General features: G+C 63.1%; 16 protein-coding genes. 10 read left to right on the plus strand and 6 right to left on the minus strand.

The genetic code is table 11. The features are described from left to right. Positions 1-299: 299 nt before the first annotated feature. The 10 genes from QCE63_RS32540 to QCE63_RS32585 all read left to right on the plus strand — a co-directional run bounded on the left by QCE63_RS32540 (position 300) and on the right by QCE63_RS32585 (position 11713). Positions 300-461: a hypothetical protein gene (locus tag QCE63_RS32540; protein ID WP_309838871.1), complete on the plus strand. Its 162-nt coding sequence runs from the start codon at positions 300-302 to the stop codon at positions 459-461. Positions 462-1042: 581 nt separating this feature from the next. Continuing rightward, complete coding sequence (locus tag QCE63_RS32545; RefSeq protein ID WP_309838873.1) at positions 1043-2197, plus strand: glycosyltransferase; 1155 nt, start codon at positions 1043-1045, stop codon at positions 2195-2197. A gap of 10 nt (positions 2198-2207) precedes the next feature. Continuing rightward, on the plus strand, positions 2208-3290 hold the full coding sequence (locus QCE63_RS32550) for a glycosyltransferase family 1 protein (RefSeq protein ID WP_309838875.1): 1083 nt from the start codon (positions 2208-2210) through the stop codon (positions 3288-3290). A 32-nt stretch (positions 3291-3322) separates the two neighbouring features. Continuing rightward, positions 3323-4516: a glycosyltransferase gene (locus QCE63_RS32555; protein ID WP_309838876.1), complete on the plus strand. Its 1194-nt coding sequence runs from the start codon at positions 3323-3325 to the stop codon at positions 4514-4516. Between the two features lie 30 nt (positions 4517-4546). Continuing rightward, positions 4547-5644: a glycosyl hydrolase gene (locus tag QCE63_RS32560; RefSeq protein WP_309838877.1), complete on the plus strand. Its 1098-nt coding sequence runs from the start codon at positions 4547-4549 to the stop codon at positions 5642-5644. Between the two features lie 499 nt (positions 5645-6143). After that, positions 6144-8495, plus strand: coding sequence for a polysaccharide biosynthesis tyrosine autokinase (locus QCE63_RS32565; protein WP_309838879.1), 2352 nt, complete (start codon positions 6144-6146; stop codon positions 8493-8495). Between the two features lie 103 nt (positions 8496-8598). Next, positions 8599-9072: a hypothetical protein gene (locus QCE63_RS32570; RefSeq protein ID WP_309838881.1), complete on the plus strand. Its 474-nt coding sequence runs from the start codon at positions 8599-8601 to the stop codon at positions 9070-9072. A 10-nt stretch (positions 9073-9082) separates the two neighbouring features. After that, complete coding sequence (locus QCE63_RS32575; RefSeq protein ID WP_309838883.1) at positions 9083-10495, plus strand: hypothetical protein; 1413 nt, start codon at positions 9083-9085, stop codon at positions 10493-10495. A 97-nt stretch (positions 10496-10592) separates the two neighbouring features. Beyond that, positions 10593-10934 carry an FKBP-type peptidyl-prolyl cis-trans isomerase gene (locus QCE63_RS32580; protein ID WP_309821126.1) on the plus strand — a complete coding sequence of 114 codons (342 nt, stop codon included), beginning with the start codon at positions 10593-10595 and terminating at the stop codon, positions 10932-10934. Positions 10935-10945: 11 nt separating this feature from the next. Next, a complete protein-coding gene (locus QCE63_RS32585) occupies positions 10946-11713 on the plus strand; it encodes an AraC family transcriptional regulator (RefSeq protein ID WP_309838884.1) in 768 nt (255 codons plus the stop codon). Between the two features lie 95 nt (positions 11714-11808). On the opposite strand, the gene purF is transcribed toward QCE63_RS32585, so the two are convergent. From purF to trpA, 6 genes are all read right to left on the minus strand, one after another. After that, positions 11809-13356: an amidophosphoribosyltransferase gene (purF, locus tag QCE63_RS32590; protein ID WP_309838885.1), complete on the minus strand. Its 1548-nt coding sequence runs from the start codon at positions 13354-13356 to the stop codon at positions 11809-11811. A gap of 144 nt (positions 13357-13500) precedes the next feature. Continuing rightward, positions 13501-14040, minus strand: a complete 540-nt coding sequence (locus tag QCE63_RS32595; protein ID WP_309838886.1) for a CvpA family protein — start codon at positions 14038-14040, stop codon at positions 13501-13503. A 9-nt stretch (positions 14041-14049) separates the two neighbouring features. Further along, complete coding sequence (locus tag QCE63_RS32600; RefSeq protein WP_309838888.1) at positions 14050-14904, minus strand: SPOR domain-containing protein; 855 nt, start codon at positions 14902-14904, stop codon at positions 14050-14052. Between the two features lie 89 nt (positions 14905-14993). Continuing rightward, positions 14994-16304: a bifunctional tetrahydrofolate synthase/dihydrofolate synthase gene (gene folC / locus QCE63_RS32605; RefSeq protein WP_309838889.1), complete on the minus strand. Its 1311-nt coding sequence runs from the start codon at positions 16302-16304 to the stop codon at positions 14994-14996. A 77-nt stretch (positions 16305-16381) separates the two neighbouring features. Further along, positions 16382-17254, minus strand: coding sequence for an acetyl-CoA carboxylase, carboxyltransferase subunit beta (gene accD / locus QCE63_RS32610; RefSeq protein ID WP_309821132.1), 873 nt, complete (start codon positions 17252-17254; stop codon positions 16382-16384). A gap of 73 nt (positions 17255-17327) precedes the next feature. Next, positions 17328-18125 (minus strand): tryptophan synthase subunit alpha, encoded by a 798-nt coding sequence (gene trpA / locus QCE63_RS32615; protein WP_309838890.1) that lies wholly within the window; start codon positions 18123-18125, stop codon positions 17328-17330. Between the last annotated feature and the right edge of the window lie 32 nt (positions 18126-18157).

Here is an 18157-nt window from a genome sequence, read left to right on the forward strand (position 1 = left end):
TGTGACCTGCCTCTCCTAAGCCGCTGACTTACACGGTCAAGCGCACGTAAAGGCCAAACGGGTGCGTGCTATAAAAGCATCAAGGGTGTCGTGCAGGTTGATGAAGGCATCGGGCCAGCAGCGTGAATGACTGCCCCTTGATGAAGAATCAGTGCGCGACGTTGGTGCGGCGCCGCACGTTCGATAGCGGCCTACTCCAAAAGTTGCATGCGTGTATGTGGAGCAGCGCACGGACCAAGGCGAGTCGAGTCGATATCGTATTGGTACGAACAGTTAATTAATTAAGTGAGCGGTCTGACATGGGATCAGAGGATACGTCGATCGAGCTGGTGCAGAAGCTGGTGGACCAGGCGCAGAGCCTGCGCATGCAATCGGTCGCAGTGCCGCTCAAGGATCTGCGCATACTTCTGCAGGTCTGTGAAGCAGTGGTCGCTCAGCAGAATTCGTCTACCGTCAAATAGCGATGACGAAGTGAGCAATGAAACAGTCATATCAGCAGAGTAAGGCTTTGTGTTGATGGGTCCTGAGCACGGGCTCAAGGAAAGTGCTCAAGCTGTTCTGAAAGGCACGGCTTGGAGAAGTCAAAAATATGATTGATCAATCGGGCTTTACGTCTCGCGACAGGTGGTCGTAGTCAAACGACCGCCGTGCGCCTTATCGGCGCGACGCGAAGCAACGTTCGCAAAGACCGGTATCGGAGTGTCTTCCGGGCCCGTGCGAGCCGGACAGACGCTTCTGGAATCCAAGCTTGGGAAGCAAGCTTGACGGGGATTCCTCGCGGAGACAGTCGCGAGGAACGAGTAATGCTTGGGTCGGAGCGCGTTGGCGGGGATGGAGCGGTTTTTTTGCGTTCCATTAGTACTCCAACGCGCACATTACCGGATTCTTTAATGTGCTCTTTTGCAGGTGGGCAGGCGCCCTCCCATCTCGCATGCATTCGGCGCGCTTGAAAGTGTGATGTCCTTAACTGATAACGATTAGGCCGCTTCCTTCTCATGTGGTCGCCGCGGGCACTCGGCGACACGACAACGATGAGTTCAATATGAAAGAGATCGTCCATATAACCGAGGCTTTCGGAGGCGGAGTTCTGTCAATGCTGACGCAGCTATCCAATCGCGCGGCGGCCGCTGGAGTCGGCGTAACGATCCTTCATTCGATTCGGCAGGAAACACCGGTTAACTTTTCCAAGCTCTTTCATCCGGCAGTCAAGCTTACCTACGTCAGCATGTTCCGCGAAGTCAGCGTCAAGAACGACTGGACCAGCTTGTGGAACCTGGTGCGCAAGCTCAAGGAGCTTGATCCTTCGGTCGTGCATCTGCATTCGTCGAAGGCAGGCGTGCTGGGCCGCGCCGCCGCTCGCATCGCCGCGCCGCGTGCCCGCGTGTTCTATTCGCCGCATGGTCTCGCGTTCCTGCGGCGCGATGTGTCGCCTGTCAAGCAGTTCGCCTATCTGAGCTTCGAGCGCATTGCCGCTCGCATGGGCGGCACCATCGTCGCGTGTTCGAAAAGCGAGCTGAGCGAGATCGAAACCCGAATGGGCACGCGCGAGGCGCGCATGATCGAGAACGGCGTGAACGTTACCGAGATTCCGCCGCGCATCGAGCGCAATCCTGGCGATGTCGTGGTCGGCATGAGCGGCCGCGCTTCTTATCAGAAGAACCATCAGGCATTCGTGAAGCTTGCCAGCGAACTGAGCGGCCCTTCCGTCAAGTTCCTGTGGATCGGCGGCAATCTCGAAGAACTGCCTGATCAAATGAAGAGTGGGTCAGTCACGTGCAGCGGCTGGGTCACGCGCGAACGCGCGCTGGAGCTGACCTCCGAACTCGACATCTACGTGCAGACCTCGCGCTGGGAAGGCATGCCGATCGCACTGATCGAAGCCCAGGTCGCGGGCATTCCCGCCGTCGTGACCGACGTGGTCGGCAACCGCGATGTCGTGCAGCATGGCGTGACCGGCTTCGTCGCAACGAGCGTGGAGGACATGGCCAAGTACGTTGCCATGCTGCGCGACGACCCCGCATTGCGCGCCCGCATGGGCGCTGCATCGAGGGAATCCGCAAGCAAGCGTTTCTCGATGGACGCGATCTTCCGTCAATGGCTCTCGGTCTACCAGCTCGGCTCCGACCGGCCCACGCGCGAGCCGCTCGCCTCGAATGAGGCAGCCTCGTATGAAACCAGCTCCGACTCCCAGTTCTGACGCCTCCTCCATGGACACTTCCATCGCTACGAACAAGCTTGTCTATAACGGGCGCTTCACGAGCCAGAAAACCACCGGCGTCCAGCGCGTCGCGCGCGAACTCGTCGCGGCGCTCGGACAACTGCCGCAGGCTTCGCATGTCACGCTCGCCGTGCCGCCGCAACCGGGTCTCGATCCCGTGGATGGCGTCGAGACGGTCAAGCTCGGTTTCGGCAAGGGCGTCTTCTGGGAACAGCTCGTGTTGCCGCTGTTCGCAGGACGCTCGCGCATCGTGAATCTTTCGAATTCCGGCTCGATCTTTCGCGCGAACCAAATCATCTACATGCACGATGCCGCGGTGTTCGACACCCCGTCGCATTTCTCGTGGAAGTTTCGCACCTGGTATCACGTGATGTTCTGGATCCTCGCGCGCACCTCGAGCTGCGTGCTGACCAATTCGAAGTTCTCGCGCGACCGCCTGGCGCATCATGTGGGCGTGCCTGCGGAACGCATCGGCGTGGTGCCGCTCGCGGCGGATCATCTCGATCACATCACGCCGGATACGTCGGTGCTCGACGAACTCAAGCTCACGAAGAGCCGCTACGTGCTCGCCGTAAGCAGCATGAATCCGACGAAGAACTTCAAGCGCCTTGTCGAAGCGTTCATGCGCCTGAATGATCCGTCGATCGATCTCGTGATCGTCGGCATGAAGAACGCCACGATCTTCGGCAAGGCCCAGGACCTGTCCAGCGCGCCCAACATCAAGCAGGCGGGCTATGTGAGCGACGAACAACTCCGCGCGCTGTACCAGCATGCCGCGTGCTTTCTTTATCCTTCGATTTACGAAGGCTTCGGCATCCCGCCGCTGGAAGCCATGCGCAACGGCTGCCCGACGCTCGTCGGACGCGCCGCGGCCCTGCCGGAAACCTGCGGCGATGCGTCGGTGTACTGCGATCCCTATTCCGTCGACGACATCGCGGGCAAGTTGCGTGAACTGCTCGACTCGCCCGCGCTGAGCGAAGATCTGCGCCAACGCGGTCTCGCGCACGCCGAACGTTTCCGCTGGACGGAGAGCGCGCGTCTGCTCAAGCAGTACATCGACAAGCCGCAATGACGGGCGCACGCGCGCTGCAAGGGAGAAAGCCGGTGAAGTTGGGAATCTATTGCGACTCGGGCGTCAACGGCGGCCATGAGGAAATGCTGAAGCGTTTCATGCTCGCGCTGGTCGCGAGCGCGCAGGTCGACACCTTGCATGTCCTCGTGCCGGCTGCGAACGAAGCGCTGTCGCGTCATGTGCGCGAACTCGCGGCCCAGCATCCGAAAGTCAAGGTCATCGCCCTGTCCTACACCGCCGAGTCCATTCGCGGCAACGTCTTCGCACTGCTGCGCATGATCCGTTCGACAGCGGCCACGCTGCGCACACTGCGTCTCGACAAGCTGATGATCGCCCAAGGCACGATCGCTTCGGGGCTTGCGGGGCTATTTGCCGCGCGCCGCGCGCGCACGACAGCGGTGAGCTATCTGCCGCTGGTGGACGACGCGCCCGTGAAGGCCGGCCGCGCGGAACAGCTCAAGTGGCTCGTGAAGCGCGTCCTGTACCGCATGCCGGACGAATACGTGACGCTCAACGAGCATCTGCGCGACAAGCTGCGCACGCTCGCGCCCAAGGCGCGCACGATGATTCTGGAGAATTACGTCGACGACCGTTTCAGCCGTTCGACGCTCACGAAAGAAGCCGCGCGGGCCGCACTTGGGCTGCCTGATGACGGCACGACCATCGTCGCGCAGATTGGCCGGCTGAATTTCCAGCAGAAGCGCCAAGACTTCTTCATGGAGGCCATCGAGCGCAATGCGAAGGCTTTCGCGCATACGCTCGTGCTGATCGTCGGGGAAGGACCGGATGACGCGCGCCTGCGCGAGCGCATCGCGGCCAGTCCCACGCTGTCCGGATGCGTGCGCATGGTCGGACCACAAAAGGACGTGCTGCCCTTCATCGTCGCAAGCGATGCCCTGGTGCTGCCTTCGGCCTATGAAGGCGTGCCGCTCGTGATGATCGAGGCCGTGCTTGCTGAGCGGCCGATCGTCGTGTCGCGAGTGTCGGGTCTCGATTCGTATCTCCCCGACGCACTGCTGTTCCCCGCCGATGACCGTGAGGCTTTCGTCGCGCGACTTTTCGCGGCGCGCGAACTCTCCATGGCTTCGTTGCGCAGCGAATTCAGGCGTCGTTTCTCGCGCGAAGCCTTCGACGCGCAAGCGCAACAGGTGCTGCTGCCCACCAGCGCCCCGCGCGATGCAGGCGCTCATTCCGCGCCCAACCATTCCGACGTGCTGGCCAAGTAACCGCGCGCACCTTTTCAGAGGTCAACGCCGATGCGTACCTTGCTGGTCGCCGTTTCCGTATTGGGCGCGCTGTCGTGCGCGGCCCTCCTGATGTCCTCGCGCAGCGGCTCGCCCGATGCGCATCACAGTAACCGCTCGATCATCGCCGATGCTGAAGCCGCCGAGCCGCCCGCGCCGAAGCTCGCGTGCGGCAAGGGCACGACCGGCGTGTTCTACGGCATCGCGGGTCATCTCGAACATCGCGGCGCATATCGCATGAGCGATTACGATCTGCAGATTTCGCAACTGCGCGATCTGGGCATCACGATGTACGCCCAAGACGTCTCCAGCGAAGGCAGCGCGCACATGGTCGCGGATTTCGCCCGCGCGGCCGCCAAGCAGTGCATCGGCGTGCTCGCGCTCGTCACACCTTTCGAACAGGAGAAGCGCGCGAACGAGCAGGAGACGTACGAACGCGCGTATGCGCTCGGCAAGACGGCGGGTCGCGTGCTCAAAGGGCTGGTTACGTACTATCAGGTGGGCAACGAGTACGACAATTGGACCATCAAGGGCGCCGACCGCAGCGGCGAGCATCCGTCTGACTATGACAACGCGATGTTCGTGAAGGCGCGCGGTTCGATTCTCGGGCTGATCAAGGGCATTCGTGAGAGCAATCCAGACGCGAAGATCCTGCTGACGTCGTTCAGCTGGCTTCACTACGGCTTCACGGACATGCTCTTCGCCGGCACGCAGCCGGACGGTTCGAGCGGTCATCCCATCCCGCAATGGGACATCACCGCATGGCACTGGTATTCGAACATGGGTTCGATCACGGCCGCAGGCCAGAACAAGGTCAACGTGCTGGAGCGCCTGCGCGACAGCTATGGCAAGCCCATCTGGATCACTGAGTACGGCGTGCGTCCGAATCATCAGGATCCGGGGAGCTATCTCGTGGGCAAGGATGCATTGAAGGGTTTCGTGTCGCTGGCGAAGACCTACAATGTTCAAAACGTGACGCTCTACGAGCTCTATGACGATCAGCGCTATGGCGGCGACGGCAACTACGGCGTGATTGCAGACGATGGTAAAACGCGCAAGCCCCGCTTCAATACCGTGCGCGATTTCATCAAAGCCAACCCGATGCCTTAAATTTTTAACGCTTTGATGCTACCAATACGGTGGCAGCGGAACCGCAGATTATCGCGCGAAACAGGCGCCGCGCAAGTGCCGTTCCCGACCTTGCAGGACATCGAACGTTCGCTACTTAACAGACGCGCTCACCTCCTGACCGGAAGATGGCCTTGACGCTCATTGCTTCAAGGCCTTTTGTATCGTTGCGCAAGCGAATCGTCGCAAGGAAGGTGCGGTGACGCGCACGAGTCGGCGGGCACCGGGTCGAGGCACGAAGTGTGCTTCCATCCACCAGCGATCGTACTCCGACGGGCCCACGCGTTCCGTCAATGCGAACCAGAAGCGCCACGCGCTTCGCTCGTTCTACCTGCCTCTCGCGTCTCTGGTCTTGAAGTTCCAACGGCCATGCGCCGGATCAACAACAACGTAAGTCGCAACGCGGACATGCCGCGCGGACCTTCGCTTTTTCAATGGTCCGGGAATAACTGCTCAACTTATCGAACTGAGGACGGCGCCTTTGAACACCCTCTATGTCAACTCAGCATCTTCGCGGCACGGCAAGGAAGACGGTGAATTCACCGCGGGCGACATGCTCCGGCTGCTGCGCGATCACCTCGGCATGCTGCTCCTGTTCGTCGGAGTCGCGGCTGCCCTCGCGTCCGCTTACGCGTTCCTGGCCAAGCCCATCTATTCATCGGATGTAGTCGTTCGGGTCGATCCGCCCGATCCGAATGCACTCGGCATCGCCCCGCAAAATCAGCAGCAGATGCAGCAGCAGGGGCAGACGGTCAACCAGATCGCGCCCGCCGAGATCTCGGTGATGCAGAGCCGCTCGGTGCTCGAACCGGTCGTCAAGCAGTTCCACTTCGACATCCGGGTCAAGCCCAACACGTTCCCGATCCTCGGCCAGCTTGCGAACATGTTCGCCAAGAAGGGGCATCTTGCACCGGCATGGTTCGGTCTCGATTCGTACGCATGGGGCGGTGAAGACCTGCAGATCGGCCGCCTCGATGTCCCGCCCGCGCTCGAAGACCAGAAGCTCGACTTTGTTCTCCTCGACAACAATCAATACGAGCTGCGCGATCCGGACGGCGAAGTGATCCTGCATGGCACGGTGGGTCGTCCCGCAGCAGCGAACGGCGTCTCGATGCTCGTCAATCATGTCGTGGGCCACCCGGGCGTGCATTTCGATGTGACCCGTCTCAACACGCTCGACGCCATCGCGCTGATGAAGAAGACGACGAAGGTCGCGGAATCGTCGAAGGATACGGGCGTCGTGCAGCTCACCTTCAACGCCGACGATCCGCAACTCACCGCCGACGTCGCCAACGCGCTGGCCCAGGCTTATCTGGGCGCTGCCGTGCAGGCGCGCCAGGCCAATGATACGAAGACGCTCGAATTCATCCGCGGAGAACTGCCGCGTCTCGAATCCGATCTGAAGAAAGCCGAAGGCAACCTGAGCGCCTACCGCGCGAAGTCGCAGTCGGTCCAGCCGATCAACGAAGCGCAAGCCTATTTGCAAGGCAGCATCGTGTCGATGCAGCAGCTCGCCACGCTCAAGCTGCAACGCACGCAGATGCTGCAACGTTTCCAGCCGAGCAGCCCGCAGGTGCAGAACCTGGACCAGCAGATCGCACAGCTCGAGTCGTCGAACCAGCAGATCCAGTCGCGCTTCGACAGCATGCCGGCCTCCGAGCGCCAGAACGCGGAACTTACACGTGATGCACGCGTGGCCGAGACCATCTACATGGGCATGGTCAACAAGGCCGAGGAACTCTCGGTGCGCCGTGCGAGCACGAGCGGCGGCGCGCATATCGTCGATACCGCACTGCGTCCGTATCGTCCGGTGAAGCCGAACAAGCCGCTCGTGATTCTCGGGGGCACGGGCCTGGGCTTCTTTATCGGCACGTTCTTCATCTTCCTGCGTCGTCACGCGATGATCGGCGTCACGGACCCGATGTTCGTGGAACGCCGCCTGTCCGTGCCGGTGCTGGGCGAAGTGCTGTACAGCCGCCAGCAGGCGATGCTGGATCACGAGATCGCGGTCTCTCCGGTCGACCATGCGCCGCTCACCTATGCGGGCGCGCAAGGGCATGCCGCGCCGAAGGCGCTGGCCTACACCGAGGCGCCCCGGCATGACGCATTCGCGATGCCGCACGTGCCCGAGTCTCATCGCGAGGCCCGCGTGCTTGCCTCGCGTTATCCGCACGATCCGGCGGTGGAAGCGCTGCGTGCGGTGCGCACGGACCTGTATCGCGATCTCGCCAACGCGCCGAACAACATCGTGATGCTGACCGGCCCGATCCCTTCGGCAGGCAAGAGCTTCGTCGCGACGAACCTGGCCGTGCTGCTCGCGGAAATCGGCCTGCGCGTATTGCTGATCGACGCCGATATGCGTCGCGGCCATATCGCCTCGTTCTTCAAGCAGTCGAATCCGGGCGGGCTCTCCGAAGTCCTGAAGGGCGAGATGGAACTCGGCGACGCGCTGCGCTATGTCGGCGTGCCGGGGCTGTCGTTCCTGTCCTGCGGCGGTTATCCGGAGAATCCTTCCGAGTTGCTGATGATGCCCGGCTTTCGCGACACGCTTGCACGCATGAGCGATCAGTTCGATCTCGTGCTGGTGGATACGCCGCCGTTCCTCGTCGTCACTGACGCGGCAATCGTGGCGAGCGATGCCGGCTCCACGGTGCTCGTGCTGCGCTCGGGCATCCAGAGCGAGGAAGAGATCGAAGAGACCGTGAAGAAGGTGCAGCGCGCGGGCGGCAGGCTCGTGGGTTCGGTATTCAACGCGATCCCGCGCCGTCCGAGCAATCGCCGCACTTATGGTTATGCGGCGGCTTATACGAGCACCTTCAAGACACAGAACTGACGACTGCATTTCGATGTCGAACACAGCGCCGCGTGACATGTCACGCGGCGTTTCAAGTTGTAGGGCGACAAAAGGCTGAAAGGGTTGCGGCGCGGATGCCGACGTGTGGCGCGCAGCCGACCGGATCGGGGAAGAGTACGCACAAGGTGAACCTATGGGCGCGCGTTTTTCCTTCCGGCATCGGCTCAAGCAGTGCCCGCGTTGTCGCAGGCCGGTCGGGGCCGATGTGCCGGTCTGTCCGCATTGCGACTTTCATCGGCTGCCGGAGCGTGCCTTCGTGCCGAGGTTGCCCGCGCCGGCGAACTTGCCGCATGCATCACGCGTCGTGCGCGCGGCCCGCAGGCGAACGCCGTTGCGTGCGGTACTGGTTCTCGTGATGGCACTGTTGGCCATCAGCGGCTACATCTCGCTGCGCGAAGCGGGCATCGAAACGCGCTTGAAGTCGTTGAGTTCGCATCACTGGCTTGGCTTTGTCGACGAACAGCCGAACCATGCACCTGAAAACGAAGCTGCAAGCAGTGCGCCGGTTCCGATCGGTTCGCTGAATTTTAAAGAAGCCCGTTCCACGCGGGTATAACCAATCGACGATGAAAGAAAAAGCGGCGCTGACCGACCTCTATTACAGGATCTGGGCCTTCGCGATGCCGGTGACGTCGTTTCTGCTCGTCCCGTCCATCCAGGGCACGACCATCGGCTACATGATGTGCTTCCTTTCAGTGCCGCTCGTGCTGCTGTTCGGCGGCCGGGCGCGCAAGAGCTGGATGCACTTCGTGGGCGCGGCGCTCGTGGTGTGGCTGCTGATGCTCTGCACCACCCAGGTCGCGGATGTCATGGCCCCCTACGATCCCGACTTCTCCCGGATCGTGCTGGTCGAGGATACCGATCCCTTCACCTTCATTCTGCGCAAGAGCATGTTCACGCAGTCGGTCTATGTGGCGGCCGTCGTGCTCTACGCGGGCTATGTCTACCACTACTACAAGCCCACCTGGGACCAGTGGCTGCTCGCTGCCGTTACGCTCTTCGCGCTCTATGGCATGTTCGAGGTCGCGTACTTCGTCATCACCGGCCAGCCGGGCGACTTCATCTCCAACCGCGCCTTTGGAGACCAGTTCGGCAAGGGCATCGTGCGCTCGGACGGCACGGTGAACGGCAGCTCGTTCCAGCAGATGGACATCGGCGGCATGCGCTTCCAGCGCCTCAAGGCGCTGACCGGCGAGCCCTCGATGTACGCCCTGTCCATCTTCCCGTTCTGGGTGTATTTCAACGCCACCTCGCGGCTGCGCTGGCCGGTATGGATCATCGGCATCTCGCTCCTGATGAGCACCTCGTCCAGCGTGCTGATCGGTTATGCGGTGTATGCGCTGATCCGCATGCGCAAGCTCGGCATCAACCCGGTCAAGGCGCTCATCGGGCTGTTCGTGCTGTGCGTGATCGCGTATATCGCGCAGGACTACATCGCCGATCTCTTCAAGCAGATGGTGACGAACAAGCTCGAACAGAAGGACGAGTCGGGTTCCGACCGGGCGCTGCTGTTCGTCGAGTCGATGCGCCTCTGGTATCACGGATCGCCGATGAATCAGCTGTTCGGCATCGGCTTCGGCTACGTGCGCTCGACCGACCTGTTCTCCACGTTGATGGTCAACACCGGCATCGTCGGCACGATCTTCATCAGCGGGCTGATGCTCTATCCGGCATTCAAGCTCGACTGGGACGCGCGCGGCATGGCGCTGCGCCAGTGCTGCGTCGCCACCTGGACGATGATGATGGTCTCCGTGCCGGAGTTCGCGTATCTCGCGCCGTGGACGCTGGTCGCGATGGCCTATGTCCGCGTCCGCGCACTCAAGCTCGCGAAGCAACAGCGAGGCGACGACGCCGCCGCTTCCGCCATGGAAGACGCGCAACTGGGGGCGAACATCGGCACGTCGATTGGCCGGCATGTCGCGCCGGAACTCGGGCCGCGCATCGGCTCGCGCTTCGGGCCGCGCGGCCGGCATCTCTGAAGACGTTCAACTCTTCGACGCATGAGGTTGGCGCGCCGCCTGCTTCCGGCGGCGTTCTACAATGGCGGTTTCGACCACCGACAACCAGGGAGCCACCATGTCGACTGTCACGACCGATTCCGGTCTCAAATACGAAGATCTCACTGTCGGCGAAGGCGCCGAAGCTGTCGCCGGCAAGACGGTCAGCGTGCATTACACGGGCTGGCTCACGGATGGCCAGAAGTTCGATTCGAGCAAGGACCGTAACGACCCGTTCGCCTTCGTGCTGGGCGGCGGCATGGTCATTCGCGGCTGGGACGAAGGCGTCCAGGGCATGAAGGTCGGCGGCGTGCGCCGTCTCACCATTCCGCCGCAGCTCGGCTACGGCGCGCGCGGCGCGGGCGGCGTGATTCCGCCGAACGCCACGCTCGTGTTCGAAGTCGAACTGCTCGACGTTTAAGCCAGATCTGCGTGAACGCGCCGCGGCCCCGTCCCGCCGTTGCACTGCGCCGCTATGCCGCGACGCAGGCGTCCGAGGTCCACGACTTCCATCAGATCGTGCTGGGCGTGGAGGGATCGATGGACATGGCCGTGGACGGCCGCGAAGCGCGTATCGACAGAAGTGGCGCGTGGATCATTCCGGCAGGCGCGCGTCACGATTACTGGGCCGCCGGCGACAATCGCCAGCTCGTGCTCGATCTGCCCTTCGCGTCGCTCGCGGTGCCCGAGCGCTTCTTCGATCAGGCGCGTTGCATCACGCTTCATCCTTCCATCACGCGGCTGGTCGCCGGGTTCGCGCAAGGCGCGGGCGGCGCGCAATCAAGTGAGTGTCATCGCTTTGCCTGGCACGCGGCGGCGCATCTGTGCGGCGCGCTCATGCACGATGCCGGTCACGCCGTGTTCCCTTCGCAAGGCCTCGATTTCGCGCGCATCGACGCATGGCTGCGCCGGCATCTCGCCGAGCCGCTGCGCATCGCCGATCTCGCCGCGCATTGCGGTTTCGGCATGCGGCGCTTTCATCAGCTGTTCAACGATGCCTTTGGCGAGACGCCGCATCGCTACCTGCAACGCCTGCGGCTCGATACTGCGCTGACACGGCTTGCCGATCCGCACGCCGCGCTCATGGACATCGCGCTCGATTGCGGTTTCGCCGATCAAAGCGCGTTCACGCATGCCTTCACGAAACGTTTCGGCATGGCGCCGGGGCAATGGCGTGCAGGCGGCATACGCACGCACTGAACGCGTACCAAACGTCTTCCCGTTCACCCAGGACGCAAAAAAGCCCGCTTGTCCTTGCAGACGAAGCGGGCTCATGCAAACACGCCGAAGTCGCGTTACTCGACCGATAGTTGCAGATGCAACTGTGAGCGCGCCATGCCGCCATCCATCGCGTCGCTCGCGGCATCGCGATCCGATTGCGATTGCGGAGCCAGACGCGCCGATTCGATGCGATCGAGATAATCAGTCGTCACGTCGCCGGTGATGTAGTTGCCATCGAAGCACGAGGCCTCGAATTCCTTCAGTTCCGGATTGATGTCGCGGATCGCGTTCTTCAGGTCTTCCACGTCCTGATACACGAGATAGTCCGCGCCGATCATGCGCGCCACTTCTTCATCCGTGCGGCCGTGCGCCACGAGTTCACCGCGCGTCGGCATGTCGATGCCGTACACATTCGGAAACTTCACCGGCGGCGCCGCCGATGCGAAGATCACCTTGTTCGCGCCCGCATCACGCGCCATCTGCACGATCTCGTGGGACGTCGTACCGCGCACGATCGAATCATCGACGATCAGCACATTCTTGCCCTTGAACTCGATGCCCATCGCATTGAGCTTCTGGCGCACCGACTTCTTGCGCACCGCCTGGCCCGGCATGATGAAGGTGCGGCCCACGTAGCGGTTCTTGAAGAAGCCCTCCCGATACTCGACGCCCAGTTTCGCGGCGACCTGCATCGCGGCGGGACGCGAGGAATCGGGAATCGGCATGACGACGTCGATGGCCACGTCCGGCAGCACGCGCTTGATCTTCTCGGCGAGGTAATCGCCCATGCGCAGACGCGCGTTGTAGACCGGCACGCCGTCGAGGCACGAGTCCGGACGCGCGAGATATACGAGTTCGAAGATGCACGGGTTCAGCGCGGGCTTCTCGGCGCACTGGTGGCTGTGCAGGTTGCCGTCGCTGTCGACGAAGATGGCTTCGCCCGGTTCCACGTCACGCACGAATTCGAAACCGATACCTTCGATCGCCACCGACTCCGACGCCACCATCCATTCGACGCCCGTCGTCGTTTCCAGCTTGCCGAGCACCAGCGGACGAATGCCGAACGGATCGCGGAAGGCCACGAGACCGTAGCCCGCGATCAGCGAGACGATCGCATACGAGCCCTTCACGCGGCGATGCACGCCGGCCACCGCCTTCCACAGCGCGGCGGCGTCGAGCTGCAGGCCCGAGCTCGCGAGTTGCAGTTCGTGGGCGAAGACGTTGAGCAGGACTTCGGTGTCGGATGCGGTGTTGATGTGCCGGCGGTCGATGCGGAACATCTCGTCCTTCAACTGCGGCCAGTTCGTCAGGTTGCCGTTGTGCGCGAGGATGATCCCGAACGGCGCATTCACGTAGAACGGCTGCGCTTCTTCCTCGCTCGCCGCGGAACCGGCGGTCGGATAACGGACCTGGCCGATGCCGACATTGCCCGGCAGGCTGCGCATGTTGCGCGTGCGGAACACGTCGCGCACCATGCCGTTGGCCTTGTGCATGTGGAAGTTGTTGCCGTCCGCCGTGGCAATCCCCGCTGCGTCCTGGCCGCGATGTTGCAGCAGGAGCAGGCTGTCATAGATCAGCTGGTTGACGGGGTTTTGCGAAACTACACCTACGATGCCGCACATGGCATGGTCCTTCAAAGAGTCGAAACGGTAGAGAAGGCGTTGCTGGTTCAGCGGACGCATTCACGTCCGGCTGCACGTAGCCGCCCAGACCGGATCGAAGTGGGTCTTCGAGCCGTCGCGCGCCCCATGTAGCCGGCCGTTCGTCTATTGTGCGGCGTTTGGCGCCATGCCGCTGGAACCGGCAGCGGGGGCGACGTGCACATACGCGGCGAGCGTATCGGGGAGCAGCAGTTTCAGTTCACGCACACCCTGCTCGGCCGTGGGCCTCAGCAGCGCGTTGCGCCAGAAATCTTTCTCGGGTAGTTCGGTCAAGCCCGCCAGGGCGACCAGGATCACTACCAATAGTGCGCCTCTGACGAGGCCGAAAAGCAAGCCCAGCGAGCGGTCCACGCCGCGCAGGCCGGTGACTTCCGTGATGAGCGTCAGCAGTGCGGACAACACGCTCGACAGCAACAACACCGCCGCCACCACCAGCACGAATGCCACCAGCCATTGCGTGAGCGCGCCGCCCGGCCAGGTGTCCGGAATGTAAGGAACGACAAACCCGACACAACGCCCCGCGATCAGGATGGCGGCAATCCACCCGACCAGCCCGAACGCCTCGGCCAGCAAGCCGCGCCACATGCCGCGCAGGGCGGACAGGCCGATCACGGCCATCACGCCATAGTCGAAAGCGGTGAACATCGGACGCGCTTAGTTCGACGTCGACCGGGTGCCGCCGCCGAGACCGGCCTGGCGCACCTTGACCAGCGCCGCCTGCGCCGCCGCGCGATCCGCGAACGGTCCGGCGCGCAACAGCGAACGGGTCGAGCCGTCCGATTGCTTGCGATGTTCGAGATATGCGGGCACACCCGCGGACTTCAACTTGTTGACCCAGTTCTGAGCGGCGGTTTCGTCGTCGAACTGGCCGATCTGCAGCACGAAGCGGCTGCCGGCGGGCGATGCCGGCGTGTTCGCGGCGCTCGCGGCCGCGTTCGCCGCGGTGGTCGCGTTGGCGTCTTCGGAGGGCTTGGTTGCCGGAGTCTTGGCGGCTTGAGTAGCGGTTGCGGCGGGCTTCGATGCCTGCGGCTTCGCTTCGGGTTTTGGCGTTTCCTTGGCGTCCGGCTTGGCCTGCGCCACCGCAGCCGATGACGCCGGCTGTGGCGGCGTCATGCCGCCGGTCACACTACCCGACGCATTCGCCGGGCCATCGTGGGCCACGCCGGCTTGCGTGTCGGCGTCGTTCGCGTCGCGCGAAGGCTTCATGGCCGGCGCGGGGCGATTGGGAATGTCGATGGAGATATCGTCGGTGACGGGCTTCGGGCGGGAGTCGAGCACCATCGGCAGGACAATGACCGCCGCCAGCACCAGCGCGATGGCGCCTACCAGCCTGCGACGTGCACGCTGCTTTTCCGGCAGCGTGGGGTCGAGCATCATGGCGTCGGCGTCGGTGCGCTCGGACCTGCGCGTGCGGCGTTCCGTGCGGACGGTTTGACGCGAACCGCGTCCGGAGTCCGAATATGCGTCGCGACCGGAGTCGTCTTTCTTGCCGAACGAGAAGAGTCCCATGTATCGCTTGGTGCAGAGGGGTGCCCGCGAGTGCTGATCCTGCGTAGGTGCCGATCAGCGCCGACGGCCGCCCGTCTCAGTGATGCCGCTCAATGATGTTGCGACTTGCGGTAGGCCATGACGCCAGCCACCGTGTAGAAACTGCCGAAAACCAAAATTCTATCATTTTCGGAGGCCCTGCTTAACGCGTCTTGAAAGGCAGAGGCAGGGTTTTCAAAACGGGAAACGCTGCTGTCGGGTCCGTCGTTGACACCGGCGTCGCGCAGCGCGCCTTCGAGCTGCTCCGCCGATGCGCCGCGCGACGTAGGCAACGCGGTCACGTTCCAGTGATCGATTTCGCCTTTCAGATGCGTCAGCACGCCTTCGATGTCCTTGTCGCGCATGGCGCCGAACACCGCGTAAGTGTACGGAAAGTAGCCCATGTTGCCGAGATTTTGTGCCAGCACGGCGGCTGCATGCGGATTGTGAGCGACGTCGAGAATGACTTGCGGCTTGCCGGGCAACACCTGGAAGCGGCCCGCCAGCTCCACGTTGGCCAGTCCGAGCCGGATGTCCTGCGCCGACACCGGCACGCGGTCGCGCAAAGCTTCCAGCGCCGCCAGCGCCGCCGACGTGTTGATCAGCTGATTCGCGCCGCGCAGCGCCGGATACGCGAGCGCCGACCGACGCTGCTCGCGGCCGAGATAGCTCCACTGCTGGCGTTCGTTGCCCAACTGCGCTTCGTAACGGAAGTCGCGGCCGACCCGCCAGAGATCCGCACCGATCGCTTCGGCGTGATCGATCAGGCTTTGCGGCGGCGACGGATCGCCGCAGATCGCCGGCTTGCCCGACCGGAAAATGCCCGCTTTCTCGAAGCCGATCTTCTCGCGCGTATCGCCGAGAAAGTCCGTATGGTCGATGTCGATGCTCGTGATCACCGCGCAATCCGTATCGACGATATTCACGGCGTCCAGACGTCCGCCGAGACCGACTTCGAGCACCACCGCGTCGAGCCCGCGCGATGCGAACAGATGGAGGATCGCCAGCGTCGTGAATTCGAAGTAGGTCAGCGAAACCGGCTCAGGCAGGCTCGCGCGTGCTTTCTCGACGGCCTCGAAATGTTCGAGCAGGTCAGCGTCAGTGGCTTCGGCGCCATCGATGCGCGCCCGCTCGTTGAACGTCAGCAGGTGCGGCGAGGTGTGGCAACCGACCCGATAGCCCGCGCGCAGCAGGATGGTTTCGAGGATGGCGCAGGTCGAGCCCTTGCCGTTCGTGCCGCCGACCGTGATCACCGGGCAGTCAAAGCGCAGACCGAGCGCGTCCTTGACCCGGCCGATGCGCGTCAGCCCCATGTCGATGCCGACCGGATGTGCGGCTTCCAGATGGGTAAGCCAGGCGTCGAGGGAGGGAAAAGTGTTCATATTCGGAATGATGAAAGCAAAAACGCCGCGCGGAACCTTGAGGGTTCACGCGCGGCGCGGCGCGGCGTGGGGCACGCTCAGGCGACGGCGTCGGCCGGCTGGCGCGTCATCAGCGCCATCAACTGGGCAATTTCCTCGCGCAGCTTGCGGCGGTCCACGATCATGTCGACCGCGCCCTTCGTCAGCAGGAATTCGGCGCGCTGGAAGCCTTCCGGCAATTTCTCGCGCACGGTCTGCTCGATCACGCGCGGGCCGGCGAAGCCGATCAGCGCCTTCGGCTCGGCGATGACCACGTCGCCCAGGAACGCGAAGCTCGCCGACACACCGCCCATCGTCGGATCGGTCAGGACGGAGATGAACGGCAGCTTGGCATCAGCCAGTTTGGTCAGCAGCGCCGTGGTCTTGGCCATCTGCATCAGCGAAAGCAGGCTTTCTTGCATGCGAGCGCCGCCCGAAGCCGTGAAGCAGATGAACGGCACGTTCTGTTCGAGCGCGTTGCGCGCGCCGCGGGCAAAGCGTTCGCCGACCACCGAGCCCATCGAGCCGCCCATGAAGGAGAACTCGAAGCAGGCGACCACGCAGGGAATCGTATGGATGGCGCCGCCCATGACGACCATGGCGTCGGTTTCGCCGGTGTCGTCCATCGCTTCCTTGATGCGGTCCGGGTACTTGCGGCTGTCCTTGAACTTGAGCGCGTCGACCGGCACGACTTCCTGGCCGATTTCGTAGCGGCCTTCCGGGTCGAGCAGGCGGTCGAGCCGCTCACGCGCGCCGATGCGCATGTGATGGCTGCACTTCGGGCAGACATGCAGGTTCGCCTCGACGTCGTTGCGATACAGCACGGCCTCGCACGACGGGCACTTCACCCACAGGCCTTCGGGAATGCCCTTGCGGCTTTTGGGATCGGTTTGCTTGATCTTGGGCGGCAGCAATTTGTCGAGCCAGCTCATCGTTTTTCCTTGACTATTCGGTCGCCGCACGGCGCGCCCCGAATCAGGCGGGCCGCGGCGGCGCGTATTTTACTCAGGCATCGAGCGCCTGACGAATTTCCGCGATGAAACTCGTCAGAGACGCGGCAGCGGTGTCCGGCTTGGCTTCCTCGAGCAGTTGCACGAGGCGGCTGCCGATCACGACGGCATCCGCGACCTCGGCCACGGCACGGGCGGTTTGCGCGTCGCGAATGCCGAAACCGACGCCGATCGGCAGGGGCACATGCGACTTGATGGCCGGAATTTTACTCGCGATGCTGGAAACGTCCAGATTTGCCGAGCCGGTCACGCCCTTGAGGGAGACGTAGTAGACATAGCCGCTCGCAATCTTGCCGACCGCCGCCACGCGCGCGTCCGTGGACGTGGGCGCGAGCAGGAAGATGGGATCGATGCCAGCGGCGGTCATGGCTCGACCAAAGTCTGTGGCTTCCTCGGGCGGGTAATCCACCACCAGCACGCCGTCCACGCCGGCTTCCTGAGCGGCCTTCGCGAAATGCTCGGCGCCCATGCGTTCGATCGGATTGGCATAGCCCATCAACACGACAGGCGTCGTGTCGTTGGTTTCGCGGAAGCGCGCCACGTCGGCGAGTACGCGCTTCAGCGTGACGCCGCGCGCCAGCGCCCGTTCCGACGAACGCTGGATGACAGGACCGTCGGCCATCGGATCGGAAAAGGGGACGCCCAGTTCGATGACGTCCGCGCCGCCCTTCGTCAGCGCATGCATGAACTCCACCGTTTGTTCCGGGTTCGGATCGCCGGCGGTGATGAACGGGATCAAACCCTTCCGGCCTTGAGCGGCCAGCGCAGCAAAAGTGTTCTTGATACGGGACATGAGAATTCTCGAAGTCGGATTCGTTGGCCTCC

This window comes from Caballeronia sp. LZ065 (genome assembly GCF_031450975.1).
In the GTDB taxonomy this organism is placed as follows: Bacteria; Pseudomonadota; Gammaproteobacteria; order Burkholderiales; family Burkholderiaceae; genus Caballeronia.